The sequence below is a fragment of the Gracilibacillus suaedae genome, assembly GCF_017599345.1.
Lineage (GTDB): Bacteria > Bacillota > Bacilli > Bacillales > Amphibacillaceae > Gracilibacillus > Gracilibacillus suaedae.
Map to the genome: position 1 here is coordinate 22,027 of NZ_JAGFVL010000046.1, position 26,156 is coordinate 48,182.

Below are 26,156 nucleotides of genomic sequence, written 5' to 3' on the forward strand. Positions count from 1 at the left end.
TACTTATGCTACCTCCTCCATGTTGTCTATTACGATAAATTAAGTATAAAGGAATTAATATACAATGTCGATTTATGTTTTAAAAAACAATGATCGATTCAGCCCCGACCGTTTCCCTATTTTATACCCGTATATCCTACAGACTAAACTTAAAAAGCCGAGCATCTCTAATAAGATGCTCAGCTTTATATTACACTTGTGGTCCGTCATTATACTTTTTCTCTTTATATACAATTGGTTTTTCTTTGATTGACTTACCACGCCATACCAACCATAATTGTGCTGCGATAAATAAAGATGAGTAAGTACCTGCAATTAATCCTACTACTAAAGCGAAGGAGAAGTTAGTAATCGCATTGGCACCGAAAATAAATAACATCAAGGCAGCAAAGATTACCGTTAAAACGGTGTTGATACTTCTTGCAAATGTCTGCATTAAACTTTGATTGATAATATTTGCAAGTTCACCAAATGATTTGATTTTTTTCCTCTTCTTTAAATTTTCTCTAATTCTGTCAAAGGTAACGATTGTATCATTAATCGAGTAACCAACAATAGTTAAAATGGCCGCGATGATCGTAATATCAAATTCGAGCCTTGTAATACTAAACAAAGCGATTATGAAAAATGCATCATGCAATAACGCCAGTATTGCCGTTAAAGCAGAATAAAATTCAAATCGGATAGTTACGTAAATGATGATCCCGATTGAAGCATACAATACAGCAAGCACCGCGTTTTGCGCTAACTCTTGACCAACAACAGGTGAAACGGTACTTACGGACGGCGAACTTCCATATTGTTCTTCAAAATGATTTCTCACTTCTGAAACTTTTTCTTGTGACAATTCATCTGCAAAACGGGCGACTGCGATATTTTGATCATCACCTGATATGACAACTGGTGCACTTACTTCTAAGTCAAGTGCTGCAAATTCCTCTTCGATTTCCTCAGCAGTTAATGTCTGGTCTGCTAACACTTCCACTCGAGATCCTGCTATAAAATCGATACCGAGATTTAAGCGGAAGATTGCCAAGCAGGCAATTCCGATTACAACTAAAGAAATAGAGATGCTGAAAAACTTCTTACGGTGTTTAACAAAATTAAATTGTCTGCCGAAGAAGGTCGCTTCCACTTCTTCACCACTATTAATATCAAGAATCTGGTCTTGTTTTACACCAAACCATCTAGGACGTTTGTTTAACATGTTGCTGTTTACCCAGAAGCCTAGAAATAATCTCGATCCAAATACTGCTGTGATAAAGCTTAATACGATACTGACCATTAGCAGTGTCGCGAACCCTTTTACAGAGCTTGTACCAAAGATAAATAGTACCGCTGCAGCAATCATCGTCGTAATGTTTGCATCAAATATCGTTGACAATGAATGTTGGTTACCTGCTTTAAAGGCTGCTTTAATCGATTTTCCTTCCTTAATTTCTTCCTTAATCCGTTCGTACGTAATGATATTGGCATCAACTGCCATACCAACCCCTAGTACTAGGGCCGCAATACCTGGCAAGGTTAAGACACCATTCATTAATTGGAATACCAGTAACACCAGGTATATATAAATACTCAATGTTATCGCAGCAATCACACCAGGAAAACGATAATAGAAAATCATATAAATAAAAATCAAGAGAACTCCGATTATACTGGCAAATACTGTTTTATCCAGTGCTTGTTGACCAAACTGAGCACCCACTGAAGTGGAATATTCCTCTTCCAAATCAACTGGTAATGAGCCTGCATTTAATAAGTCAGCAAGCTGTTTTGCTGAATCGATCGTAAAGTTTCCTTCAATCATAATATCTGTTGTTCGTAACACATTTTGAAAGGTTGGAGCAGATATTACTTTGGAATCCTCTTTCTGAACTTCCTCTTCGTATGTATCTCCTTCTTCATAATCCATCCAGATAACCACTTGATCCGAAAGGTCTGGATTTTCCATAATTTCTTTTGTGGTATCACCAAAACGATCTGCATCTTTAAATTGAACAGTTACGATCGGTTGATTAGTGTCTGGATCAAAATCTTGTTTAGCACTACCTTCTTTTATATCAGAACCATCTAAATATTTTTTATCGTTCACATCTCGGAATGATAATTCTGCCGTTGTAGCTAACATTTCTCTTGCTTCATCTTGGTCCTCGACCCCTGCTAGCTGTACACGAATGCGATTCGGTTCTTCAATGTTAAAGCTTGGCTCACTAATACCGATCGCATCTACACGCCTTTCCAGTGTAGCAACAGTTGATTCTAATACAGTTCTATCTACTTCTTGGCCTTCATCATCCAAAGGTTTTACTTCGTATAAAACTTCAAAACCACCTTGAAGATCTAGCCCTAATTTGATTTTATTTGCTATATCCGTATATGTTGTTCCAATCGTTGCTCCCAATATTAGGACAATCAGAAAAAAAGCAACGATTCTCCCTCTTTTCACCATATGTAAAGCCTCCCTAAGTTTTCACAACACTACTATATTACTATAAATATTGACCATGAGACAAGTAATGAAGGGGGATCTTAGCCCCTTTTTTCGTTTCCTAATAGGGCATCTAAAGATTCCTGTAAGTTATTATCTCTCCATGATTGCTGTGTTAAATATGTCATAAATAGGTTGGGATGTAAATGAAAAATATCCTGAACCACTTCATGTAGTGTTTTCTCGGGGTCACCTTTCCATACTTTATCTAGTAAACAGTTCCAAATATCTTCTGATGTTGCTTTCGAATAATCCAGTAACTGAAATTCATTGACCTTACTAGCTAGCACATCTTCCAGTTCATGCTTCCATAACGATACTTGCTTCTTTACTGTCATGAATTTTTCCTCCATCCGTGATTAGAACTATACCATCATCCTTCATCATTTCATCCATTCCTAAACACAAAAAAATCTACCCGAAATTGTCATGCTTGTCCTCACCTCATGCATATACTTCATTGTATATGAAAATTTTCCATTTGAGAAGGTAGGTCGAGCAAAGTGACCAAACAAAATTTTTTAAAAGGGACTATTATTTTAATCATAGCCGGGATGATTACAAGATTTTTGGGCTTCATTAATAGAATTGTGGTCGCGAGATTAATGGGCGAAGAAGGTATTGGATTATATAACATGGCATTGCCAACCCTTTTTTTAATGTATACAATCTCGCAAATCGGACTACCTATTGCTATTGCAAAACGGGTGGCAGAAGCAGATGCTAAAAATGATCACGCCAGGATCAAGCAGATATTAATCATCTCTCTATCCATTACGATTTCGCTGAGCATTCTATCATCAGTGTTAATGTTCTTGCTGATCCCTTATATTTCAAGTTATCTATTAACTGATGAACGAGTCTTTTACCCGATGATGGCCATTATACCCATTATACCGATTAGTGCTGTCGGTTCAGTAATTCGTGGTTATTTCCAAGGACGACAAAACATGAAGCCGCAAAGCTACGCCCAAGTATTAGAACAAATCGTGAGGATTGGATTTGTTTTAATACTAGTAAGCTGGTTAGTGCCCTATGGGGTAGAATTCGCTGCATCTGGTGCGATGATAGCTGTTATTATTGGGGAAGCTGTTTCCTTACTATTCATGCTGAGAATGTTCCAGATCAAGAAACGAATCAAGTTACGCAAGAATATCTATCAGTACGTAAAAACAGGTAAAGATACACTACAACAATTGTTTTCGATAGCAATCCCTAGTACGGCAAGTCGATTGGTCAATTCGATTGCTAACTTTCTGGAACCAATATTAGTTGCGCAAAGTTTAGCCTTAGCTGGTTTTCATGCAACAGTAGCAACCAAACAGTATGGAGCTCTAACCGGCTATGCTTTGCCACTTTTATTTCTCCCTACTTTTATCACACATTCACTAGCTGTTGCATTAGTACCTAACATTAGTGAAGCAGAAGCTAAACAACACACTAAATTGATTCATTATAGAATACATCAAGCAATTCGGCTATCTTTTGCATCGGGAGCTATTGCTACTGTCTTATTAGCACTTTTTGCTGATGCCATATTGCAATATATGTATGGAACAAATAGCGCTAGTCTTTTCCTCAAAATAATGGCACCATGTTTCTTGTTTCTGTATATCCAGTTCCCACTGAATGCTTCTTTACAAGCATTAGATCTAGCAAAGCAAGCGATGTGGAATAATATCGCATCAACAGTGACCAAATTTATTATTTTAATCTGTCTTACAACCAATCCACAATTTGGGATTTATGGTGCTGCTATTGCCATGTGTGTTGGCGTCATCATTGGTACGGTATTGCATTTGATTGCCTTATTCCGAGCAATCCGCTTTTATATACCTTTAAAAATGATAGGGAAAATGATTGTTTTAGCAGGGTTAACTTTCTGGATGGGTGAACTATTAATCCAAATTTTTGCCTTTCAAACAGCCGATATGTTCAACTTTTTCATTATTTTAATTCTATTATTAGTTAGCTACTTGATCTTTCTATTTTGCTTACAATTTGTTAGTAAAGATGAATTACAACAATTACGGAAAAAATAAAATGATGCTGGGACCAAAGAGTACTTAGATAGGAAAAACCCGAACATGAGTGTCTTAGTACACATACCGCTTCGGTATAGAACTCGCTTTTACCCAATGAGCATAAGTCAACATCTGCTTAAAGCAAGCTTTCACAGTGTATCCTATCCCGTAGGCACGACTTCAGATCGCGTGCTCGTCAGGAGTCTGTGTATTTTGCTTATGCTTTGTTAAGATTGTTGTATAGTTATGTCCCAGCCTTATTTTATTTCATTTTTTTTATCAATATACCATTCATCATGAACATCAATCGAACAAAAAGAAATTTGTTTTATACTGTTAAAACCCTTTTGTTGCAACTGCTCATGTAGCCAGTCCTCACTTTTGTCCAGTTGCTGTAGTGCTTTCTCTTGAACTCTCCCATCCACTATTAACGGTAAAACAAGCCCATCTATCTTATTCCTCACATTATCATAACTTTTCTTTTCAATGATTGAGAGTTTACCGGACGGCTCCAATATAGCATATGATACATCCTTAATACTTTCAGTGCCATTCTCTCGAAGTTGTTGCATTAAGTCATCAAAATTGAAACGATTTTTCTTCATCGCATACTCATCAATTTTTCCCCGAGTAATAATAATAGCTGGTTTCCCCTCAAACCACTTACGAAAAAGCGGGCTTTTTAACGAAATCCAAGCTGTTAAACGCTGAATAATAAGTAAAATAATCATCGGAATCAAACCATAACCAAAAAATAATTCCAGATCTTCTATCGTCAACACAGCGATTTCGGCTATCATGATAAAGACAACAATATCTAAAATGCTTAATTCACCTACCTCACGTTTCCCCATTAAACGAAAGACAAGCACAATACTGAAATAGTACAGTAATGTACGAAATACCAGTGTAAAAATTTCCTCTATAGACAAACTAGCCACACCCTTTACAAGCGATGTGACTAGTTTTCCCGATGCTCATAGTAATATACTTACAACGGTTGTTGAAATGGTAACAAATAGCGAAAGTAAATATAGATTGTTGCAATGATCAAAGACAGGATAACAACCGGGATCCCATATAACATAAATTTGAGGAATGCAATCGGCTTATTCTGTGCATCAGCAAGTCCTGCAACCACGACATTTGCGGAAGCACCAATTAATGTACCATTTCCACCAAGACAAGCGCCAAGTGCCAATGACCACCATAATGGATCTAAATTTGCCATTCCATATGTTTCAAACTCTTTAATGACTGGAATCATGGCGGCAACAAACGGAATGTTATCAACGATCCCTGAGAAAATTCCCGAAACCCACAAAAGCAATAATGCTGTATAAGTCATATCTCCTTCCGTTAACCACATAATTGATCTTGCAAGCTCATCAATGACCCCCACTTCTTCTAATCCTCCAACTAGCATAAATAGACCGATAAAGAAAAATAGTGTGACCCACTCTACTTGTTGAAAGACAGTTTCTGCCTCCACCTCTTTTTCACTGATTATTAACAAAAGAATTGCACCACACAAGGCGATAATCGTTAAATCAATGTGAAAAACAGGATGCAATAAAAAACCTATAATAGTTAGTGTTAATACCGATAGTGATTGATATAACAACGGTGATTTAATTAAATAACTTGCTTCTTTCATATTCATTAGCTCTTGTATCCTATTCTCATCTATTTTTTTCAATTGTTTGCGAAATAGAAAGCTAAGCATAATCATAACTAAGACAAACAAAAGAGCAGCAACCGGTGCTGTGTGCTGTAGAAATGAAATAAAGGTTAAGTGAGGAACGGCTTGACCAATCATAATATTTGGCGGATCACCGATTAAAGTAGCTGTTCCACCAATATTTGCTGTTAATATAATCGTGATTAAATACGGTAACGACGGTAATTGCAATAAATTTGTCAATGTTAATATAACCGGAACAAATAATAACACAGTTGTCACATTATCGAGTAAAGCCGAACCTACGGCCGTTAAAAACCCGATTCCTATCATCAAAGGTATTGGCTTGCCTTTTACTACTTTTGCTAACCAGATGGCAATGTACGTGAATACACCTGTTTTTTTCGTTATCGCAACTAATACCATCATTGCAAAGAGGAGTGCTACCGTGTGCCAATCTATGTAGGATATAACAGCGTCTTCCCAGCCATAGACACCTGTTAATAGTAACAATACACCACCAGCTAGCGCGACTAACGCTCGATTTATCTTTTCTGACATTATAAATATATAACTAATAATAAAAACGGCAACTGCGATGGTAACTGACATGAAATGTCCCCTCTCTAATCTTCATAGTAAGACAAGTTATATTACCATCTATATTCTGATTTTTTGGAACTATTCAAAAAAGCAGTTCTTCTATTTTTGAAGGACATGCATACATAATTAAAGAGGACTTTTTAATAATCAGGGGGCGTGATGGATGAAAACAATTGTCGGTGTCTTATATGGCTGGATTGGGATTTTTGTAGTGATGGTTCTTGCCAGTGTTATTCTTACACTATTGTTACGTTTCACTTCTTTAGGGGAATCCACACTCGAAATGGCTACGTTATTTATCAGTTTTATTGCGCTATTTACAGGTGGGTTAATCGCGGGATTAAAAGCAAAGCATAAAGGAATTCTTATCGGTACGATTACAAGTCTATTGTTTACATTTGTAGTCTTTTGTTATCGTTTCCTCGGTTTACATGTAGGATTTTCGGTTGTCGAGCTAGTAAACCATAGTGCATATTTATTGTTAGCGATAATAGGGGCGATTATTGGTGTCAACCTATCTTCTGAAGAAGAATCAACCTAAAAAGATTCATTCGTAGTAGATAGAAACTGCGAAGTAATGAAAATTTTGTAGAGTGAGGCCTTCTTCCATTCTGATTGATGATGAGTGCTAAGTCGTCGCTACGGAAAAATACTCCCTTTCCGGGGGCACGGCCTCAGCTAACTTGGTGAAGAAAACCACTTCACCAAGTGGATCTTTTGCTTTCCGAGGAGGCTAAGGCCGTGCCCATGGAAAGCGTAGTATTCTGCCGGAGCGAATGACAACACTTCTCATAATAACAGATCGGAAGAGAGCAATTCCTTGTCCTCGTTACTGCTCAGTTTATGTTTTTTGTGCAATATTTTAGTTTGGTAGAATAAAAAATACCATGACAATTTGGAAGGCCATGGTATTTTTCCTTATTTTTAGCTTTGTTCTACTACTTCTCTTACTGCCGAACGATCGTATGTAAGTTTCGTTCCATCCCCAGCTAGAAGTACGATCTGGTCTTCATCCAGTGCGTGTACAGTTGCGTGAAATCCACCAATCGTAACGATCTTGTCACCCTTTTTCAATTCTTGTTGCATTTCACGGACCTGCTTTTGTTTTTTCTGTTGAGGTCTGATTAATAAGAAATAAAAAATCACAACCATTAAAATCAGTGGTCCAAAAGTTGCAAAAATTTCCATTCACTTCGCCCCCTTTCTAGAAGTTCTTTGCATTTGGTTTGTTAAAACCATATTGTTCAAAGAATTCCTCTTTAAAATCACCAAGTCGGTCTTGCTTTATCGCTTCACGGACTTGTTTCATTAATTTTAACAGAAAATATAGATTATGATAAGTAGTAAGTCTAAAACCGAACGTTTCATTTGCTTTGACTAGGTGTCGAATGTAAGCCCTTGTGTAATTTTTACATACATGACAATCACAATTTGGATCTAAAGGTGAAAAATCTCGAGCAAATTTCGCATTTCGAACAACCAATCGTCCTTCAGATGTCATACATGTTCCATTGCGAGCAATCCTTGTCGGTAACACACAGTCAAACATATCAACACCACGAATCGCACCATCAATTAACGAATCAGGTGATCCTACCCCCATTAAATAACGAGGCTTGTCTGATGGTAATAGTGGTGTTGTAAATTCAAGCACTCGATTCATCACATCTTTCGGCTCTCCGACTGATAAACCGCCGATTGCATAACCAGGAAAATCTAAGGATGTTAAGTCTTGAGCACTTAATCGTCGTAAATCTTCATATTCTCCACCTTGGACGATACCGAATAAGCCTTGGACATCTTTTCGCTCATGTGCTGCTAGACAACGCTCTGCCCAACGGCTAGTACGTTCAACAGACTTTTTCATATAGTCATGTTCTGCCGGATATGGCGGGCATTCATCAAAAGCCATCATAATATCCGAACCTAGTGCGTTTTGAATCTGCATTGCCTTCTCCGGTGATAAGAACAGTTTCTCACCACTTAAATGATTTCTAAAATGAACCCCTTCCTCTTCGATTTTACGTAAATCGCTTAAACTGAAGACTTGAAATCCGCCAGAATCGGTGAGAATCGCACCATCCCAGTTCATAAATTGATGTAGGCCACCTGCTTCTCTTACAATATCTTCTCCTGGTCGTAACCATAAGTGATAAGTGTTAGATAAAATAATATTCGCACCCATCTCCTCTAATTCCTCTGGGCTCATTGTTTTCACTGTCGCCAAAGTGCCAACAGGCATAAAAACAGGTGTTTCAAATGAACCATGTGGCGTGTGCACTTTTCCAAGCCGAGCACCTGTTTGTTTACACGTTTTAATATGTTCGTATCTTATAGCTGTCATAGTGGTTTCCTTTCCTTACAAAATTAGCATGGCGTCACCAAAACTGAAGAATCGGTAACGTTCAGCTACTGCTTTGTTGTACGCTTCTAAAATAAAATCGCGGTCTGCTAACGCGCTTACTAACATAATCAAGGTTGACTTCGGTAAGTGGAAATTCGTGATTAAACCATCAATAGCTTGATATTCGTATGGAGGATAAATGAAAATGCTTGTCCATCCATTTCGCGCTTCAAATTTACCACCAGCATCTCTAGCAATCGTTTCTAGTGTTCTCGTTGAAGTGGTTCCAACTGAGATAATCCTATCACCTCTTGCTTTTACCGCATTTAGTTGATCAGCAGTCTCTTGTGTCATTTGATAAAATTCTGCGTGCATTTCATGTTCTTCGATATTTTCCACACTTACTGGACGAAATGTTCCCAAGCCTACATGTAACGTAATAAAAGCAATTTCCACACCTTTTTGCTTGATTTGTTCTAATAATTCTTTTGTGAAATGTAAACCGGCAGTCGGTGCTGCTGCAGAGCCTTTCTCTTCAGCATAAACGGTTTGATAGCGATCGCGCTCACCTAATTGTTCTTTAATATATGGAGGGAGTGGCATTTCTCCTAGTTCATCTAATACTTCATAAAAAATGCCTTCATATTGAAAACGAAGGACTCGTCCACCATGTTCTTTCATATCAACACATGTTGCCGTAAGCTTTCCGTCACCAAAACTAATGGTAGTACCCTCTTTCACTTTTTTTGCTGGCTTGACGAGCACTTCCCAATAATCGCCTTCCATTTGGGTTAATAATAAGACTTCCACTTTTGCACCTGTATCTTCCTTTACACCGTACAATCTTGCAGGTAATACTTTTGTATTATTTAATACCAAGCAGTCACCAGCTTTTAAATAATCCAATATATCGTAAAAATGATGATGGGTAATGGAGCGATTCTCTCGGTTTAATACCATCAAGCGCGAACTTGCGCGATCCTCTAATGGAGTCTGAGCAATTAGTTCTTCTGGTAAGTCAAAATCAAAATCTTCTATTTCCATTTTTCTTCTCCTTCTATTTGAAACGTCCGATAATCGCAAAAATCACTGTTAAAATGATACTGATCACAATCGAGGTCATTATCGGGAAATGGAAAGAAAAGTTTCCTTTTTTAAAGCTGATATCTCCTGGTAACTTCCCAATCATTCCCCATAACAGACCAACGATAATAAAGACAACCCCTATTACAATAAAGATTTTGCCAAAATCCGTCAAGCTTCAGGCACCTCCCGCTTAAAATGCGCATATGCTTTTGGTGTTACTAATCTTCCTCTTGGTGTACGTTGGATAAAACCTTGTTGTAATAAGTATGGCTCATAAACGTCTTCAATTGTTTGCGATTCCTCACCTATGGATGCTGCGATCGTATCTAATCCAACAGGTCCACCTTTGAAACCATCCATCATCGCTAACAACAACTTATGATCAATATGATCAAGTCCTTCTTGATCGACTTGTAACATTTGAAGTGCTTTTTGAGTTGTCTCTATTGATATACTAGCTTCTCCTTTAACTTGCGAAATATCTCGAACTCTTTTCAACAATCGATTGGCAATACGTGGTGTACCACGAGACCTTCTCGCAACCTCTAATGCCGCTGCTTTATCTATTTCCACCTGAAAAATATCGGCAGTTCGTTCGACGATGGCACAAAGGTCCACTACTTCATAAAATTCCAAGCGTGACAACACACCAAAACGATCACGTAATGGTGCTGACAGCAACCCAGCACGTGTCGTTGCTCCTACTAAAGTAAAAGGAGGTAGATCTAATTGAACAGAACGTGCACTTGGCCCTTGCCCAATCACAATATCTAAACAAAAGTCTTCCATTGCCGGGTATAGAATTTCTTCTACAGCTCGAGGTAAACGATGAATTTCATCGATAAAAAGGACGTCCCCTACTTCCAATGACGATAAAATCGCTGCCAAATCCCCTGATCGTTCAATAGCTGGTCCTGACGTCTGCTTAAACTGTACACCCATTTCATTTGCAATTATTTGCGCCATCGTGGTTTTACCAAGCCCAGGCGGACCGTATAATAAGACGTGATCTAACGCTTCATTCCGCATTTTAGCTGCTTCAATAAAAATCGATAAGTTTTCTTTTGCTTTATGTTGTCCAATATATTGCTTCAATACCTTCGGTCGGAGACTGAGCTCTTCTGTTATATCTTCTTCTTGAATTTCACCTGAAATGATCCGCTCTTCCATTATGAAGCTCCTTTCCCCTTATTTCATTAATAATGCTAACCCTTTCCGTATATATGTATCCGCAGTATCACTCTGTTCTTTCGTTAATACCGGTTTAATATGATTAATTTCCTTTTCCGAATAACCTAGTGCTTTTAGTGCTTCAATTGCCTCTGTTAATGCCTGATTACCTTCCAGTGTTCCTGCTTTTTGCTGTTGCGCCATGTTTTCAGTTTGATAGTCAAAAGGCAGTTTTCCTTTTAGATCGAGAATCATCTGTCGAGCTGTTTTCTTTCCGACACCTGGAAAACCTGTTAGAAACTTTTCATCTTCTTGTTCGATCGCAACAACAAAGTCCTGCACAGAAGTTGTGGCAAGAACAGCTAATGCACCCTTTGGTCCAATACCGGAAACATTAAGAATTTGTGCAAACAAAGTCTTTTCTTCCTGATTTTGAAACCCGTATAATATTTGGGCATCTTCCCTTACATAATGATACGTATACACCTTTTGTCTTTGACCAACTTGTGCTTGGAAACGATAAGGATTCGGACATATCACTTCATATCCAATACCGTTCGTATCTAATATAACAGCTTGCTCCGTTATTTCCGCTACTTCCCCGTTTATATATGCAATCATATCATGAACTCCTCTTTGATCCAATTCTATTTAAATGTCACAATCATACGTTCGTATTAATCTTAGCTTATCTCAGATCTTTTATCAAGGTAAGCAGAAGCAAAATAAATGAAAGCGTTTGTTTATGTGTGATAAAGTAATAGAATGACTTTATCATAAAAGGATGGACTACTATGTCAAACAAACGTCAAATGTTATTTTTGAAAGCGTTAACGCTGGTTAACGCCAGTCACAAAGGGCTTATACTACCATTTTTACCATTATTTTTGAGTTTTAGAGGCTTTTCTTCTGTTGAGATTGGAACCATTTTAGGGATTGCTCCCATGGTAAGTATTGTAGCACAACCTTTTTTGGTTACATTAGTGATAAGTATAAAACGATTAAAGGGTTACTGCTATTTTTATATTTTGCCGTGATCGCAGTTAGCTTCAGTATTTTTTTCAGCACTTCTTTTTATATCGTGTTTATTTCTTTTGTCGCCTTTCACTTTGTGATGTCACCTGCTGGTCCGTTACTAGATAGTATGGCCATCAAAAGCTTAGGGGCAAAAAAACGTGATCAGTACGGTAAAGTTCGTCTTTGGGGGTCTGTCGGATTTGCGTTTACTGCAGTAGTTTCTGGGCCTGTTCTGGGTATGATTGGTATTCATAACATTTATATTTTATTTTGGATTCTGATTTTACTTTTACTCTCTTTAACCTTATTTTTAAAAGATAATAACCATGCAACCGACAAAGTTTCTTTACAGGGAGTCAAGGAAGTATTAACGAATAAAGGATTTATGGTATTTTTGTTTTTGTGCTTTCTGGTTATGATTCCACACCGAATGAACGATACAATGCTTGTTCTTCACTTAGAAGATTTAGGAGCTACTACTTTTTTAGTCGGAGCTGCCTGGGCGCTGGCTGCATTTAGTGAAGTTCCTGTTTTTTATTTCTTAACACAGAAGGTCCTGCAATTTCATCATTTATTTTTACTTGGCATTGTTGCTTTGCTTTTTACGATCCGTTGGTTATTGTATGGTTTCATTGAATCTGCTGAATGGATTGTGTTTTTTCAAATAACGCAGGGGCTCACATTTGGTTTGTTCTGGCTCGTTGCTTTACAAACTGCCGTGAATTTTGTCCCCAACCATTTACGTAGTACGGGCCAAGCATTATTAATGTCGACATGTTTTGGATTAGGTGGTGCGGTTGGAGGTACTACAGGGGGAGCTATCTTAGACAATTTTGGTTCTCAAACCATGTATCAATTAATGGCAGCAATGACTTTTTTAGCTATGATTGGTATTTTCACTTCCTATAAAATGAGACAATGATCAGTGGGAGGATGAACAATAGCAAAACTGATCAGGATGTTCTCCGCACTTCGCTTCCTTGAATTAGTGGGTCGTAACCGTGATAAATGTAAAATAGTTGAACGATGATTTAGCATCGTTCAACTATTTACTGCTTCCACATCTTGATAGGATCGAAATGTTTCTAGTACTTCTAAATAATCTTTCTTTGAGTTAATTTTAATACCTTCTTTTAATTCTTCATACAAGTGTGATTCTAATTCTTCAGTATCAATTTGATAAAAGGATTGCACAGCTGCTTCATGTATTGGAACACCTTCAAAGATTGTTAATTGCCCATCTTTAATGCCAAAGTATCCATTTGCTTTCAGGTATGGCGAAATATCATTCACTTCTTTTCGAAAACGAATAAAACCATCCCGCTGTTCCATCACTTGCCATTCTTGGTATTCGGACCAGAAATCTTCCATAGAAGCGATGGTTTCCTGGACATCCTCTGTTTCAATATGTCCATCTATATATTGTTTCTCTAAAGTTAATTCAATTGTTAGCGGGTCTTGTGACATGACCATTACTTCTTCCTGTTGTTCTTCAGATCCTTCTTGCTCAAAGAATGATTGAAAACTAATGACCCCAATTATTAAGACAACGATACCATTTAATAACAACCATAATTTGCCCATAATGAATGCCCCCAATTGAGCTTTATTTATTATTAGGGTGTCCAATTTTAGAAAATATAACCACAATATTAAAGAAAAGGACAGATTGTTTAAATGATTGTAAGACGGTAATACAATTTGAGATTTGGAGAATGCAAGGAAATACTTAACCTTTTTTTGGCAGCAATTCAACCATGATAAAGGATCTTCTTTGTTTAAGACTAGTTTTTGAACTTAAGATTGAGGGTTTATTTATACATACAAAAAGACTACCTCCTAGGGCAGCCTTTTGTTTATTATATTTGTTCCATAATTTCTTCATTTGCATCCATGTTATGGTATACTTCTTGAACATCTTCCATATCTTCGAGCATTTGGACAAGCTTGACCATTTTGTTACCGGCACTGTCATCCACTTCTGAAAGTGTTTGAGGTATCATGGTGATTTCCGCTGTTTCCAACGTAAAGCCATTTTCTTCTAACGTTGATTTTACCTCCTGAAAATCTTCTGGATCAGTGTAGATTTCATAAGCACCTTCCACGGTTTCCATTTCTTCTGCACCAGCTTCAATTACTTCTAACATTACAGTATCTTCATCTGCATCCGTTGTACTTTGATCAATTACCAGGTAACCTTTACGATCAAACATGAAAGCTACACAACCATTCTCACCAAGATTCCCACCATTTTTACTAAACGCATGTCTTATATCAGATGCTGTCCGATTTTTATTATCTGTTAATACCTCAACCATTACAGCGGTTCCACCAGGACCATACCCTTCATAAGTTAATTCTTCATAATTAGCTCCGTCTAAGTCCCCTGTTGCTTTTTTAATCGCTCGATCTATGTTCTCATTCGGCATATTGTCAGACTTTGCTTTTTCTACTGCAAGACGTAAGCTTGCATTCATTTCTGGGTCTCCGCCACCTTGTTTAGCAGCTATATAGATATCCTTAGCATGTTTCATAAAAATTTTACCACGTTTTGCATCTTGTGCATTTTTTCTTCTTTGGATATTTTTCCACTTAGAATGTCCTGCCATGCTTTCTCACCTCTCATAATCTATCTCAGTCTCCATTACTTACTTTATCACAACTATCAGAAATTGAAAATATCGAGGCAAAACAGATTTATCTATGCAAGTTTTTTTGTTGTGAAATCAATCTTCTTTATTGCGAAATCGAGCTTCTTTATTGCGAAATTTAAAAAAGGCTGTTGAGAAAAAATTTCTCAGCAGCCTTGGCAATTATGATTATTCTCGATTTCCTCCACACCCACAGTCCTTTTTATTCGGTTGTCCGTAAGGCATTCCTTGTTGAGGATATGGCTGATATGGCATTTGTTGTTGTCCTTGCATTCCATATGGCATTGGCATTAATGGATAATTCGGTGCACCAGGTTGTGGGATCATTGGTTCTCCTGGCATTGGTACTGGCATATTTTGTTGTTGCTGCATTGGCATTTGTTGTGGCATCATTTGTTGCATTGGTTGTTGTTGATTTGGCATCATTTGATTTTGGGGCATTTGTGATGGTCCCCATGGCATTTGCTGTCCTTGATTATCTGATGGCATTTGTGCTTGATACCATCCTTGTTGCGGTTGCGATTGTTCCCCCATTACTTGTGGCTGAAAACCTTCTGGGAACGGATACTGAGGCATATGCCCTGTATGTCCAGTGTGTCCATAGCCATAGGGTATACCATCATTTGAATAACATGGTGCGTGCATTGGCATTGGTTGTGGAAGATGATGATGGTGTGGTGCCATCGGTTTGTGTTTTGGTTTCATATGATCCTCCACTCCTGCTACGTGGTCGTCATCTTCGGGCATTTGCGTTGGATGAATATGCGTTTCAAAATTATTCGTTAGCTGTGTCCATTTCAAGTCTTGTGATGCTTGAGATGGTGCTGGCTGTACTGGTTGTGGTGGCTGCTTATTAAAATGAATTGGTAAGGAAGGCATTTCTTTTTTTAATGGTTCCCATTTTTTGTCTTCATCTTCTTCAATCGCTGGTAAGATTTGATTAGGAGCCTCCGGTTTTACCTCCTGTTTGTCTTTTTTGTCCGTTGTACCAGGCTGGACTTGTTGTTTCTTATTAGTTGGTGCTGGTTGTTGTTTACTGTCAGCAGCAGTTGGAATCTTTATCTTCATTCCCGGCATAATCATATCAGGATTTGAAATTTGTGAGTTCGCTGCTATCACATCATTTACATTTACACCATATTTTTGCGCAATTTTCCAAAGTGTTTCATCTTTTTGCACAATATGAATTTTCAAAGCAATTTCTCCTTTCTGTATGATAAGTATGGAAGGGCATTTGTCTCGTTCTAATCCATCTTCTTTAACAACATATGCAAAATGCCCAAAATGTTGAATAAAAAAAGAAGGATATCTTTTTTTATAGATATCCTTCGACTTCCATACATGTTTGCACATATATGCTATTATTATAGGTTTACATGCAACATACGATTTAGAGCTAGTTTTGCATTTTGAGCTATTTGATTTGGAACACGGATTCGATTCGTATAATTTCCTTCCCTTACTTCTTCTAATGCCCAGGTTAAATGAGGCAAATCAATACGATTCATCGTTAAGCAAGGACACATAAATGGGTTTAAGGAAATGATTTTTTTATCTTGATGGCTGTTTATCAAACGATTAACTAAGTTCATTTCTGTACCGATTGCCCACTCACTTCCAGCAGGTGCTTGCTTGATTGTTTCAATGATATATTTCGTCGAACCAGCAAGATCTGCTTGTTGCACAACTTCATACTTACATTCCGGATGAACGATAATCGTCATATTAGGATGTTTTTTACGAACTTGATCGATATTCTTCGTAGTAAAATTTTCATGTACAGAACAATGACCTTTCCATAAAATAACACGGATATGCTCTACAGAACCACCTTCAAATTCCAATTTTCTTCCGATCGGATCCCATACTGCCATTTGATCTAACGGAACGCCTAACTCTACTGCGGTATTCCTGCCTAAATGCTGATCAGGCAAGAATAACAGCCGCTGTTTTTGCTCAAATGCCCATTGAACCATTTGTTTCGCGTTAGATGAGGTAACCGTAGCACCGCCATGTTGACCTACAAATGCTTTAATGGCCGCAGTGGAATTGACATAGGTTAAGGGCAAAATAGTATCTCCAAACAAGTCAGTTAATTCTCTCCAGGCTTCCTCTGTCTGCTTATCATCTGCCATATCCGCCATCGAACATCCGGCACGCATATCAGGTAGAATTACCTTTTGATCAGCATTTGTTAAAATATCAGCTGTTTCTGCCATAAAATGAACACCACAGAAAACAATATATTTTGCCTTTTGTTGTGCGGAAACTTGAGCTAGTTGCAAAGAATCTCCACTTTCATCAGCAAATTGGATCACTTCGTCCTTTTGATAATGATGTCCTGGAATAAATAAATCTTCTCCCATATCTTTTTTTATCATTTTGATTCTTTCTATCATTTCGTTATTACTCAACTGTTGATACTTTTCTGGTAACTGTTGATGTGTGGTAAAAAGTGTTGCTAGATTCATTTTAGTCCCCCCGTTATGTTAAAGCTGATATCTAAAGCTTGTGCTGAGTGGGTAATAAACCCAAGCGAAATCATATCCACGCTCGTATCCTTATATAGATGGATATTATCGACAGTGATATTACCTGAGGCTTCTGTGATAATATGATTTGGCACTAGTTCAATCAGCTCTCTTATTTGTTCTGGCGACATATTATCGAACATGATCACATCAACTCCTGCTCCAATAGCTTCTTCCAGCTGCTCCTTGTTTTCTATTTCTACTTCGATCTTCATCATGTGTCCTGTCGAGGCTTTTATTTTGTCTACAGCCTTAGTAATCGAACCCACTGCTGCAATGTGATTGTCCTTTAACATCACCGCATCATCTAATCCGAAACGATGATTGACTCCACCACCACAACGAACTGCATATTTTTCTAACATACGTAATCCTGGTGTTGTTTTTCTAGTATCAGCAATTTTTACCTGATCATTAGCTAAATGACGAATTGCTTGAGAAGTAACAGTCGCAATACCACTCAGTCGTTGCAAAAGGTTTAAAATTACCCTTTCTGAGGTTAACAATAATGGATATGGACCAGATACTTGTGCAATTACATCTCCTTTCTTTACTTGTTGACCATCTTTTTTAAATAGATCCAGTTTGATAGTTTCGTCAAAAAGATGATAAGCCTCATCTAATATCACTTCACCTGCAAAGATACCATCCTGTTTTGCAATAAATTCACCTGTTCCTGTTGGAGATGATTGATCGAAAATACGATCACTTGTGATATCTCCACTCCCGATATCCTCTTGAAAAAATTGGTTGAGCTGTTGTTTTACATATAATCGATTCATACCGTTACTCCTTGTTTGGTTAATTGAAAGGTAATACTTTTATTCCTCCATTGTTCACTTTTAAATGGATAATCAACTCGGTAATGAGCACCTCTGCTTTCCAATCGTTTTCTGGCTGCCTTTGTAACAAGCTGGGCAACTAGTAAATGATGCTGCATTTGAATCTGACCTCGTGATAAAACATAGCTAGTTAAATGATTTTCTTGGATAAGTGTAAATTTCTCTAGCCATTCGGTCATTTGTTTTAAACCCGATTCACTTCGGTTAATGCCAACATGATTGGTCATTTGTTTACGTAATCTATCTAAATCCGGATGATGGAATGTGTGATGTAATCGTTGGTTCACCGGTATATTACTGAAAGACACACTTGATTGCGTCGTTAAATAATCTGCTAATCTCGTTGCAAACACCATACCCTCTAGCAATGAATTACTTGCTAAACGATTAGCACCATGGACATGTGTGCATGCTACTTCTCCAATTGCATACAACCGTGGGATATTCGTTCTTCCTCGTAAGTCGGTTTCTACCCCTCCCATCGTAAAATGGGCACCTGGTTTGACCGGTATTAGTCCTTGCTGCCAGTCTATGTTATTCTTTTCACATACTGATTTAATAAAAGGAAATTTAGTTTGAAAGTTTTTAATTTGATGAATATCCAAATAAAGCTGATGTCCTTTCGTCAATTCCGTCATCATAACACGGGCTACAATATCTCTAGGTGCCAAATTTTCCAATGGATGAGCACCTTTCATAATTTCTCGATCATTCTGATCCACCAAAATGGCTCCTTCTCCTCGAACTGCTTCTGAAATCAAATCATTGTATGGAGCTTGTGTTGCTAGCATTGTCGGATGAAATTGGACAAATTCAAGATCTGAGACTTTGGCTCCAGCACGATAAGCAATCGCTATTCCGTCACCGGTAGCACTTGGATCATTGGATGTTGTATCATAAAGCGCACCAAAGCCTCCGGTTGCCAATACGATATGATCCGCAGTATAAGTATGCAATTGATTATCATGACCCATCGTCATAATCCCTTTACACTCGCCACCTTCCATAACACATTCAACAGCAAGTTGCCCTTCTATAATCGCTATTTTTCCTTGCAATAATTGCTGATAAAAGTAAATGAGATACTTACCGGTTTGATCCCCTCCTGCATGAATGATTCTTCGCTCACTATGGGCACCTTCACGTCCTAATAAAAGTTCACCATGATGATCACGATCTGCTAGAAACCCTTGTTGAAGCAGATTTGTCACTACCTGTTTTCCCTCTTTCACTAATGTTTCCACAGCTTTTTGATGATTATGGAATACACCAGCTTTTAATGTGTCTTCTACATGTAATTGCCATTGATCCTTAGCAGCAATGGCAGCAGCTATTCCTCCCTGGGCACGTATAGAGTTACTATGCTGTGTTGTATTTTTCGTCAGTATTGTCACATCGTTATGCTGCCATAATTTACTTGCAAGTACATATGCAGCAAGGCCGGAGCCGACAATAATAATTTTTTGTCGTTTCAAAACAAAACACCACACTTTACAGTTGTCTTTACAGATATCTTTACATATAATGAATGATATGACAAGTATTTTTTGAGCTATCAGCCATTATAAAGCGAGACTCCCATCAGTGAGTATATTTTATCAAGATGTTAGCGTCAGTTATTCCTGTTTTACTTCATTAGAATGCTCAATTCTTTAAGTGGGAGTGTTACGACGGTGATTAGCATACAAATCTACCAACTATTGTTTAAGTCTAAACTTGTAAAGAAAGGACGATTGGATGATCTATTGTGATTATGCTGCTACATCCCCCATGTCAAATCTAGCATTGGATGTATATCAAGAAGTGGCAAAAGGTTATTTCGGAAATGCTAGCAGCTTACATGATATAGGTGGGAAAGCAAAGGATATATTAGAAAATTCAAGAACCATGATAGCAAAGCTTTTAGATACAGAAGCACGAGAAATTGTATTCACCAGTGGGGGAACGGAAAGTAATCTGTTGGCTGTCGATACCTTACTAAGAACTAGTCATCTAAAGGAAAAAAAGCATATCATTACAACAAAAGTCGAGCATAGTTCATTATATTACTACATGAACGAGTTGGCACATCAACCAAATGTAGATGTCACTTTTCTATCAGTAGATCACAACGGACAAATTCGGCTATCCGATCTAGAAAAAGCCCTCCAGCCTAATACATGTCTTGTATCTATCCAACATGTTAATGGCGAAACTGGTATTATCCAGCCAATAAAAGAAATTGGTCAGCGGTTACAAAAACATAATATCCCTTTTCATAGCGATATGATTCAATCATTTGGTAAAATAGATATAAAGCAGTTGATACCGCTTGTTGATTGTTTGACGATTTCAAGTCATAAAATATTCGGTCCTAAAGGAGTTGGAGCAATATATTTCTCTAATAAGCTCTCATTAAAAGCTCACCCTGTTTCAACTAATCATGAACACGGCTTAAGACCTGGAACCGTTAATGTGCCTGGAATAGCTGGATTTGCCGCAGCAGCTTCAGAAACAATAAACAACCTCGATCAAAATCAAGATCACGTCGAATACATACGAGATCTTTTTATTCAGAAATTGAAAACCGAAGGAATTCCATTACAACCAATTGTATCTGTTAAACAATGTCCAAGTATTGTTGGTTGTATCAGTGACTTTGTACAGGGTGATTACGTCATGCTAGAATATAATCGACAAGGTATTGCCATTTCGACTAGTAGTGCATGTAGTATTGGCGCATCAGAAGTTCCTATGTCAATTCAACCTTTTATTACTGATTATGATGAAGGAAATCGATTTGTACGTTTTTCTTTTAGCCATCAGACAACGGAAAAAGACATTTATAAAATCATGGAAGCATCAAAGCGAATATTTAATCGAATCAAGGAGGAGAGACAAGGTTATGACGAAGAAGTTAACGGGTAAAGCAAGACGCGAAAGTCTGCTGACCTGGTTACAAAATAGCAAAACACCGCTCACAGGTGCAGAACTGGCGGAGAAGGCCAATGTAAGCAGGCAAGCGATCGTGCAAGATATGTCCCTATTAAAAGCTCATAATTATCCGATTATTGCTACAAGTAATGGTTATTTATATATGAAGGCTGAAAGCGAAAAGGTAGATTTCCGTCGTGTTATTGCGTGTAAACATGAAGGGAAGGATACTAGGGAAGAATTATATACGGTCGTAGACTATGGTGCGACTGTAGAAGATGTCATTATCGAACATCCTATTTACGGTGATTTAAAAGCCTCTTTAATGATAAACAGTCGTGTTGATGTTGATCAATTTGTTCAGAAAATCGAAGAAAAAAACGCACCATATTTACTGGAGTTGACGGATGGGATTCATAATCATACGATAGTTGCAAATGAAGAGCGGAAGTTGGATCAAGCATATGAGGCGTTAAAGGAGAAAGGATTTATTGTAGAATAGCAGTTGTATTTGATACAGCACATGCAGATGAAAATAGCAATAATCCTCTTTGTCCATTGTAAAAAGTCAACCTATTTCTTCTGACAAGGATTGTTGCACCTTCTCATAGCGGAGACTAATTTCGGAGACTCCTGCGGGAATAGCGCGAGCCGAAAATCCACTTTGCAAAGTTAGTTGAGGCCGTGCCCGCGGTATAGGATACACTGCGAAAGCAAGCTTTTAGCAGATGTTGACTTATACCCTTTGGGTGAAAGCGAAGTAATTAGTGCGGAGCGTTGCAAATATACATAAAATATGCCAAAATAACTAACTATCATTGCGCTGATTTTATACTTGCTTTCCATAAAAAAACGCTTGCGATTATACCGCAAGCGTTACACCGTTTCCGCTGTGTAAATAGTAAGGATAACTGCCTAATACTGAAACTTTACAGCCTAACGATTCCATTTCTGTTATAGCATTAGGAATCAGAACATCATCCATTTTTTGTTCAATGTCTATTAAGAAATAATAATTACCAAGGCCTGTTTTCATTGGTCGTGATTCAATTTTGGATAAGTTCAAGTTACGCCATGCAAAGGCAGATAATACTTGATGTAATGCACCAGGCTGATCTGATGGCAAGGTGACGGTTACTGATGTTTTGAATCCTATTTCCTCCATTTTATTGGAAGTTAATTCTGTTTGATCTTTATGCAAGACAACGAATCTTGTATGATTATTATCAAAGTCATGGATGTCTTTTTTCACAATCGATAAGCCATATTCTTTCGCTGCGAGATGATTGGCAATTGCAGCTATATTCTGTTCAGGGTGCTCACTGACAAATTCAGCAGCTGCTCCTGTTGAGGTCATCGACTGTGCCGGTACCTTCACTAATTCCTTACGTAAAAAGCTGTGACATTGCGCAATCGCATGAGAGTGAGAATAAATAGCATCGATTTCTGTCCATTTATTAACATTATCTGGGTGAACCATTAAATGCTGACGAATCGGAACAATTACTTCACTTACAATTTTCACATCCGGCGCTTGGATTAAGTAGTCCAAAGTTATATTAACCGTACCCTCTATTGCATTCTCCAATGGTAAAACAGCATAGCTTACTTCATTGGTCACTACAGCGTCGATACATTCCGGAATGGTACTATATCCTTTTTTTACTTCTCCATTAAACATGGAGTCTACTGCGATTTTAGTGAAAGTTCCTTTTGGACCTAAATACCCGATAGTTTCCTTCATATAGCTTGCTCCCCCTATGTTATGAAACACCTGAACTTAATATTTCTACCTGATTGACAAAATCAATCTGTTTAAGATCATTTAAAAGCTGATCGATCTCAACTGTCATTCCATTTGTATTTAAGGATAACGTGACATTTGCTTTCCCTTGAATTGGTATTGTTTGGTGAATCGTTAATATATTGCATCCCGCCTGTGCCACAACAGACAAGAGGTGAGAAAGCACCCCTGTTTGATCTTGCAAATGGAAAAACAACGTAATCATCTGCTCTTTCACCATATGTTGAAAAGGAAAGACAGCGTCCCGATATTTATAAAAAACACTACGCGACAATCCGACTTGGCGTGTAGCTTTATGAACCGAATCCACTTTGTGACTTTCCAATAATTTTTTTGCTTCCAATGTTTTTTTCATTCCTTCTGGTAAGAAATCTTCACTTACCAAATAGAACTTTTCATTTTTCGCAGACATCCACATTCCCCTTTTTTATACCAACGGATGGTCTTGCTACTAAGCATACTATCTATTATTCCATAAACTCGAATTCATAATCAAGCAGACGAACTGTATCACCGTCTTTTGCTCCGCGGTCCCTTAGCGCATTATCTACACCCATTCCGCGCAATTGTCTGGAGAAACGTTGAACAGATTCATCACGACTGAAATCAGTCATCTTGAATAGCTTCTCAATTTTTTCGCCATATAGTACATACGCACCATCAGGGTCACGAGTTATCGAGAAAGCTCTTTCTTCTTTTTCAAAACGGTAAACAACGCGATCCTCTTGTTCTTCAACTGGTTTATAATTTTTTGGAATTTCATCTAGTTTGTTCGCTACAGCAAATAATAGATCACGGATTCCTTCCTTAGTAACCGTAGAGATCGGGAAGATTGGACAATCCTCGTCTAACTGTTCTTTAAAAAAGGCAAGCTGTTCCTCTGCCTCTGGTAGATCCATCTTATTAGCAGCAATGATCATTGGACGCTCTAATAGTGTCGGATCATATTGTTTCAGTTCTTTATTAATCGTAATAAAATCTTCGTAAGGATCTCGCCCTTCTGTTGCTGCCATATCTATCACATGTAAAATCACACGTGTACGTTCCACATGTCGTAAAAATTGGTGTCCAAGCCCAACACCCTCGTGTGCCCCTTCTATCAATCCAGGTAGGTCTGCTAAAACAAAACTACGTTGATCGGCCGTATCGACAACTCCTAAGTTAGGTTGTAATGTCGTAAAATGGTAGTCCGCTATTTTCGGTCTTGCCGCACTAACGGTTGATAACAAAGTTGACTTCCCAACACTTGGAAATCCTACTAAACCAACATCAGCTATCAATTTTAATTCAATCTGAATATCGCGCTCTATACCTGGCTCACCATTTTCTGCGATTTCCGGGGCTGGATTTCTAGCAGATGCAAATCGAATATTTCCCCGACCACCTCGGCCACCTTTTGCAATGACTGCTTGTTGTTTGTGTTCAATCAAATCAGCGAGCACTTCTCCTGTATTAACGTCCCTCACAGTGGTACCCGGCGGTACAGACAATACTAATGGGTCTGCATTTTTTCCATGCATGCCTTTCCCCATTCCGTTCTCGCCACGCTTCGCTTTAAAATGTTTTTGGTAGCGAAAGTCCATTAGTGTGTTTAAGCCTTCATCAACTTCAAAAATAACATCTCCGCCATCTCCACCGTCGCCACCAGCAGGACCGCCCATCGGAACATATATTTCACGCCTGAAAGCAACAATACCGTTGCCCCCGTCGCCTGCCTTTACATATACTTTGACCTGATCGACAAACATACTGTCTCACCTTCTTTCGTTATTCTTGCCACTCTATCCTTAACATCTTTTCTGTTGTCACTTTTTCAATAAATGATAAAGATTCTAACTCTTGTTTTAATGCATCAATATCGGTCCAATTCTGATCAAATGTTAAGTGAATATGTATAGTATGGTCCACTTTTTTGAAAATAAGCGTACCGATATATTCTTCATATTCTTGCTGATAAGAAGGTAATATTTGAAATATTTTTTGTATTTTAGTAAGTAATGCTTCGTCATCAATGATGGCTGGTAGCTCGTCAACAAAGGATTGAAAATGCAGCTGAAACGCTTCCGAGCGCCAATTCAATTGATACAGCCATACCATTGTTTTTGGTATATTTAACCGATCCAGACCGCGTTCCTGGTTTGATCTTTCCATCACTTCGGTTATTTTACTTTGTATTTTATCTAATTTCCCCATTTGAGCATAACCCAAAATTAGTTGCAGATCATTAAGCCAATCATGACGATAATGGCGTAACATTTCGACTACGTCTTGTTCTTTCAACGTGTTCACCCCTCACACAATAAGCAAATTATAGCATAGAAATACAGAAAATTCATCTATATAATGGTATATCCTTGTCGAAGTAGATACAAACTGCGAGTTATGAAAATTGACTTGTGTAGCTTCTCCCATTCTGATTTAAGGTGAGTGCTAGCATTCGCTCCGGCAGAGTACCGCGCTTTCCATGGGCACGGCTTCAGCTTCCTCGGAAAGCAAAGATCATTTTGCAAAGTTAGCTGAGGCCGTGGCCCCGGAAAGGGAGTATTTTTCCACAGCGACGGTCACGCACTCATCAACAAAAGAATGGAAGAAGCTAAATCTATGTCTATGTTACTGCGTAGTTTATGTATCTTGTGAATTTTTTCTATTTGTAAGTTCAAAATAAAAGGCTCTAACCTTGAAAGATTAGAGCCTTTTTTTATTTCCTTATGCAGGATATACACTGACTTTTTTACGATCGCGTCCTTGGCGTTCGAATTTAACCACACCGTCTGCTTTAGCATATAGTGTGTCATCTCCACCACGGCCTACGTTTACACCTGGGTAAACTTTTGTACCGCGTTGACGATAAAGGATTGAACCACCTGAAACGAATTGACCGTCTGCTCGTTTAGCACCTAAACGTTTAGACTCAGAATCACGACCGTTTTTCGTACTACCTACACCTTTTTTCGTTGCGAAAAACTGTAAATCTAGACGTAGCATGTTGTTGCACCTCC

25 protein-coding genes and 1 pseudogene are annotated in these 26,156 nt (G+C 38.1%); 5 read left to right on the forward strand and 21 right to left on the reverse strand.

What is annotated here, in order from left to right; translation table 11 throughout:
• Positions 1–190: 190 nt before the first annotated feature.
• Positions 191–2,452 carry a protein translocase subunit SecDF gene (secDF, locus tag J5J03_RS13890; RefSeq protein ID WP_208590321.1) on the reverse strand — a complete coding sequence of 754 codons (2,262 nt, stop codon included), beginning with the start codon at positions 2,450–2,452 and terminating at the stop codon, positions 191–193.
• A gap of 80 nt (positions 2,453–2,532) precedes the next feature.
• A complete protein-coding gene (locus J5J03_RS13895) occupies positions 2,533–2,829 on the reverse strand; it encodes a post-transcriptional regulator (RefSeq protein WP_208590322.1) in 297 nt (98 codons plus the stop codon).
• A 165-nt stretch (positions 2,830–2,994) separates the two neighbouring features.
• Here J5J03_RS13895 and spoVB point away from each other — a divergent pair, with 165 nt between their 5' ends.
• Positions 2,995–4,533, forward strand: coding sequence for a stage V sporulation protein B (gene spoVB / locus J5J03_RS13900; RefSeq protein WP_208590323.1), 1,539 nt, complete (start codon positions 2,995–2,997; stop codon positions 4,531–4,533).
• 239 nt (positions 4,534–4,772) lie between these two features.
• Here spoVB and J5J03_RS13905 read toward each other — a convergent pair whose 3' ends face one another.
• Positions 4,773–5,447, reverse strand: a complete 675-nt coding sequence (locus J5J03_RS13905; protein ID WP_231710759.1) for a DUF421 domain-containing protein — start codon at positions 5,445–5,447, stop codon at positions 4,773–4,775.
• Between the two features lie 59 nt (positions 5,448–5,506).
• Positions 5,507–6,808: an ArsB/NhaD family transporter gene (locus tag J5J03_RS13910; protein WP_208590324.1), complete on the reverse strand. Its 1,302-nt coding sequence runs from the start codon at positions 6,806–6,808 to the stop codon at positions 5,507–5,509.
• A 154-nt stretch (positions 6,809–6,962) separates the two neighbouring features.
• Between J5J03_RS13910 and J5J03_RS13915 the strand changes: the two genes are divergently transcribed.
• The gene (locus J5J03_RS13915; RefSeq protein ID WP_208590325.1) at positions 6,963–7,340 is read left to right on the forward strand and encodes a TIGR04086 family membrane protein; all 378 of its coding nucleotides are present in this window, start codon (positions 6,963–6,965) and stop codon (positions 7,338–7,340) included.
• A gap of 383 nt (positions 7,341–7,723) precedes the next feature.
• Here the strand turns inward: J5J03_RS13915 and yajC are convergent, their stop codons facing one another.
• From yajC to ruvA, 6 genes are read right to left on the reverse strand one after another with little or no spacing between them, the layout of a single operon-like run.
• Complete coding sequence (yajC, locus tag J5J03_RS13920; RefSeq protein ID WP_208590328.1) at positions 7,724–7,987, reverse strand: preprotein translocase subunit YajC; 264 nt, start codon at positions 7,985–7,987, stop codon at positions 7,724–7,726.
• A 16-nt stretch (positions 7,988–8,003) separates the two neighbouring features.
• Entirely contained in the window at positions 8,004–9,143 is a 1,140-nt protein-coding gene (gene tgt / locus J5J03_RS13925) for a tRNA guanosine(34) transglycosylase Tgt (RefSeq protein ID WP_208590329.1), read from the reverse strand.
• A gap of 15 nt (positions 9,144–9,158) precedes the next feature.
• Positions 9,159–10,187: a tRNA preQ1(34) S-adenosylmethionine ribosyltransferase-isomerase QueA gene (gene queA / locus J5J03_RS13930; RefSeq protein WP_208590330.1), complete on the reverse strand. Its 1,029-nt coding sequence runs from the start codon at positions 10,185–10,187 to the stop codon at positions 9,159–9,161.
• Positions 10,188–10,200: 13 nt separating this feature from the next.
• On the reverse strand, positions 10,201–10,401 hold the full coding sequence (locus J5J03_RS13935) for a DUF2905 domain-containing protein (RefSeq protein ID WP_018931465.1): 201 nt from the start codon (positions 10,399–10,401) through the stop codon (positions 10,201–10,203).
• Positions 10,398–11,399, reverse strand: a complete 1,002-nt coding sequence (gene ruvB, locus J5J03_RS13940; protein WP_208590331.1) for a Holliday junction branch migration DNA helicase RuvB — start codon at positions 11,397–11,399, stop codon at positions 10,398–10,400. Before ruvB ends, J5J03_RS13935 begins: the two co-directional genes overlap by 4 nt.
• 18 nt (positions 11,400–11,417) lie before the next feature.
• A complete protein-coding gene (gene ruvA, locus J5J03_RS13945; RefSeq protein WP_208590332.1) occupies positions 11,418–12,020 on the reverse strand; it encodes a Holliday junction branch migration protein RuvA in 603 nt (200 codons plus the stop codon).
• A gap of 191 nt (positions 12,021–12,211) precedes the next feature.
• Between ruvA and J5J03_RS13950 the strand changes: the two are divergent.
• Positions 12,212–13,338 (forward strand): annotated as a pseudogene (locus J5J03_RS13950) (MFS transporter).
• A gap of 119 nt (positions 13,339–13,457) precedes the next feature.
• Here J5J03_RS13950 and J5J03_RS13955 read toward each other — a convergent pair.
• From J5J03_RS13955 to nadB, 6 genes are all read right to left on the reverse strand, one after another.
• Positions 13,458–14,000: a BofC C-terminal domain-containing protein gene (locus J5J03_RS13955; RefSeq protein ID WP_208590333.1), complete on the reverse strand. Its 543-nt coding sequence runs from the start codon at positions 13,998–14,000 to the stop codon at positions 13,458–13,460.
• A 275-nt stretch (positions 14,001–14,275) separates the two neighbouring features.
• Positions 14,276–15,025, reverse strand: coding sequence for a YebC/PmpR family DNA-binding transcriptional regulator (locus tag J5J03_RS13960; protein WP_208590334.1), 750 nt, complete (start codon positions 15,023–15,025; stop codon positions 14,276–14,278).
• Positions 15,026–15,235: 210 nt separating this feature from the next.
• Positions 15,236–16,261 carry a SafA/ExsA family spore coat assembly protein gene (gene safA, locus J5J03_RS13965; RefSeq protein ID WP_208590336.1) on the reverse strand — a complete coding sequence of 342 codons (1,026 nt, stop codon included), beginning with the start codon at positions 16,259–16,261 and terminating at the stop codon, positions 15,236–15,238.
• A 170-nt stretch (positions 16,262–16,431) separates the two neighbouring features.
• Entirely contained in the window at positions 16,432–17,538 is a 1,107-nt protein-coding gene (gene nadA / locus J5J03_RS13970; protein WP_208590337.1) for a quinolinate synthase NadA, read from the reverse strand.
• A complete protein-coding gene (gene nadC / locus J5J03_RS13975) occupies positions 17,535–18,380 on the reverse strand; it encodes a carboxylating nicotinate-nucleotide diphosphorylase (protein WP_208590338.1) in 846 nt (281 codons plus the stop codon). Before nadC ends, nadA begins: the two co-directional genes overlap by 4 nt.
• Positions 18,377–19,915, reverse strand: a complete 1,539-nt coding sequence (gene nadB, locus J5J03_RS13980) for an L-aspartate oxidase (RefSeq protein WP_208590339.1) — start codon at positions 19,913–19,915, stop codon at positions 18,377–18,379. The genes nadC and nadB overlap by 4 nt, the downstream gene beginning before the upstream one ends.
• 262 nt (positions 19,916–20,177) lie before the next feature.
• Between nadB and J5J03_RS13985 the strand changes: the two genes are divergently transcribed.
• Together J5J03_RS13985 and J5J03_RS13990 are read left to right on the forward strand one after the other, a co-directional pair.
• Positions 20,178–21,347, forward strand: a complete 1,170-nt coding sequence (locus tag J5J03_RS13985; RefSeq protein WP_208590340.1) for an IscS subfamily cysteine desulfurase — start codon at positions 20,178–20,180, stop codon at positions 21,345–21,347.
• Complete coding sequence (locus J5J03_RS13990; RefSeq protein ID WP_208590341.1) at positions 21,325–21,855, forward strand: transcription repressor NadR; 531 nt, start codon at positions 21,325–21,327, stop codon at positions 21,853–21,855. Before J5J03_RS13985 ends, J5J03_RS13990 begins: the two co-directional genes overlap by 23 nt.
• Positions 21,856–22,215: 360 nt before the next feature.
• On the opposite strand, the gene pheA is transcribed toward J5J03_RS13990, so the two are convergent.
• From pheA to rpmA, 5 genes are all read right to left on the reverse strand, one after another.
• The gene (pheA, locus tag J5J03_RS13995; RefSeq protein ID WP_208590342.1) at positions 22,216–23,097 is read right to left on the reverse strand and encodes a prephenate dehydratase; all 882 of its coding nucleotides are present in this window, start codon (positions 23,095–23,097) and stop codon (positions 22,216–22,218) included.
• Positions 23,098–23,116: 19 nt separating this feature from the next.
• The gene (locus J5J03_RS14000) at positions 23,117–23,569 is read right to left on the reverse strand and encodes an ACT domain-containing protein (RefSeq protein ID WP_208590344.1); all 453 of its coding nucleotides are present in this window, start codon (positions 23,567–23,569) and stop codon (positions 23,117–23,119) included.
• 55 nt (positions 23,570–23,624) lie between these two features.
• Positions 23,625–24,905 carry a GTPase ObgE gene (obgE, locus tag J5J03_RS14005; RefSeq protein WP_208590346.1) on the reverse strand — a complete coding sequence of 427 codons (1,281 nt, stop codon included), beginning with the start codon at positions 24,903–24,905 and terminating at the stop codon, positions 23,625–23,627.
• A 19-nt stretch (positions 24,906–24,924) separates the two neighbouring features.
• Positions 24,925–25,437 (reverse strand): Spo0B domain-containing protein, encoded by a 513-nt coding sequence (locus J5J03_RS14010; RefSeq protein WP_208590348.1) that lies wholly within the window; start codon positions 25,435–25,437, stop codon positions 24,925–24,927.
• 426 nt (positions 25,438–25,863) lie between these two features.
• Complete coding sequence (rpmA, locus tag J5J03_RS14015; protein ID WP_018931448.1) at positions 25,864–26,142, reverse strand: 50S ribosomal protein L27; 279 nt, start codon at positions 26,140–26,142, stop codon at positions 25,864–25,866.
• Positions 26,143–26,156 lie beyond the last annotated feature (14 nt).

Coding starts and splice junctions, on each gene's coding strand:
- secDF (WP_208590321.1), bottom strand. CDS start 2,452: ATGGTGAAAAGAGGGAGAATCGTTGCTTTTTTTCTGATTGTCCTAATA.
- J5J03_RS13895 (WP_208590322.1), bottom strand. CDS start 2,829: ATGACAGTAAAGAAGCAAGTATCGTTATGGAAGCATGAACTGGAAGAT.
- J5J03_RS13910 (WP_208590324.1), bottom strand. CDS start 6,808: ATGTCAGTTACCATCGCAGTTGCCGTTTTTATTATTAGTTATATATTT.
- J5J03_RS13915 (WP_208590325.1), top strand. CDS start 6,963: ATGAAAACAATTGTCGGTGTCTTATATGGCTGGATTGGGATTTTTGTA.
- yajC (WP_208590328.1), bottom strand. CDS start 7,987: ATGGAAATTTTTGCAACTTTTGGACCACTGATTTTAATGGTTGTGATT.
- tgt (WP_208590329.1), bottom strand. CDS start 9,143: ATGACAGCTATAAGATACGAACATATTAAAACGTGTAAACAAACAGGT.
- queA (WP_208590330.1), bottom strand. CDS start 10,187: ATGGAAATAGAAGATTTTGATTTTGACTTACCAGAAGAACTAATTGCT.
- ruvB (WP_208590331.1), bottom strand. CDS start 11,399: ATGGAAGAGCGGATCATTTCAGGTGAAATTCAAGAAGAAGATATAACA.
- ruvA (WP_208590332.1), bottom strand. CDS start 12,020: ATGATTGCATATATAAACGGGGAAGTAGCGGAAATAACGGAGCAAGCT.
- J5J03_RS13955 (WP_208590333.1), bottom strand. CDS start 14,000: ATGGGCAAATTATGGTTGTTATTAAATGGTATCGTTGTCTTAATAATT.
- J5J03_RS13960 (WP_208590334.1), bottom strand. CDS start 15,025: ATGGCAGGACATTCTAAGTGGAAAAATATCCAAAGAAGAAAAAATGCA.
- nadA (WP_208590337.1), bottom strand. CDS start 17,538: ATGAATCTAGCAACACTTTTTACCACACATCAACAGTTACCAGAAAAG.
- nadC (WP_208590338.1), bottom strand. CDS start 18,380: ATGAATCGATTATATGTAAAACAACAGCTCAACCAATTTTTTCAAGAG.
- J5J03_RS13985 (WP_208590340.1), top strand. CDS start 20,178: ATGATCTATTGTGATTATGCTGCTACATCCCCCATGTCAAATCTAGCA.
- J5J03_RS13990 (WP_208590341.1), top strand. CDS start 21,325: ATGACGAAGAAGTTAACGGGTAAAGCAAGACGCGAAAGTCTGCTGACC.
- pheA (WP_208590342.1), bottom strand. CDS start 23,097: ATGAAGGAAACTATCGGGTATTTAGGTCCAAAAGGAACTTTCACTAAA.
- J5J03_RS14000 (WP_208590344.1), bottom strand. CDS start 23,569: ATGTCTGCGAAAAATGAAAAGTTCTATTTGGTAAGTGAAGATTTCTTA.
- obgE (WP_208590346.1), bottom strand. CDS start 24,905: ATGTTTGTCGATCAGGTCAAAGTATATGTAAAGGCAGGCGACGGGGGC.
- rpmA (WP_018931448.1), bottom strand. CDS start 26,142: ATGCTACGTCTAGATTTACAGTTTTTCGCAACGAAAAAAGGTGTAGGT.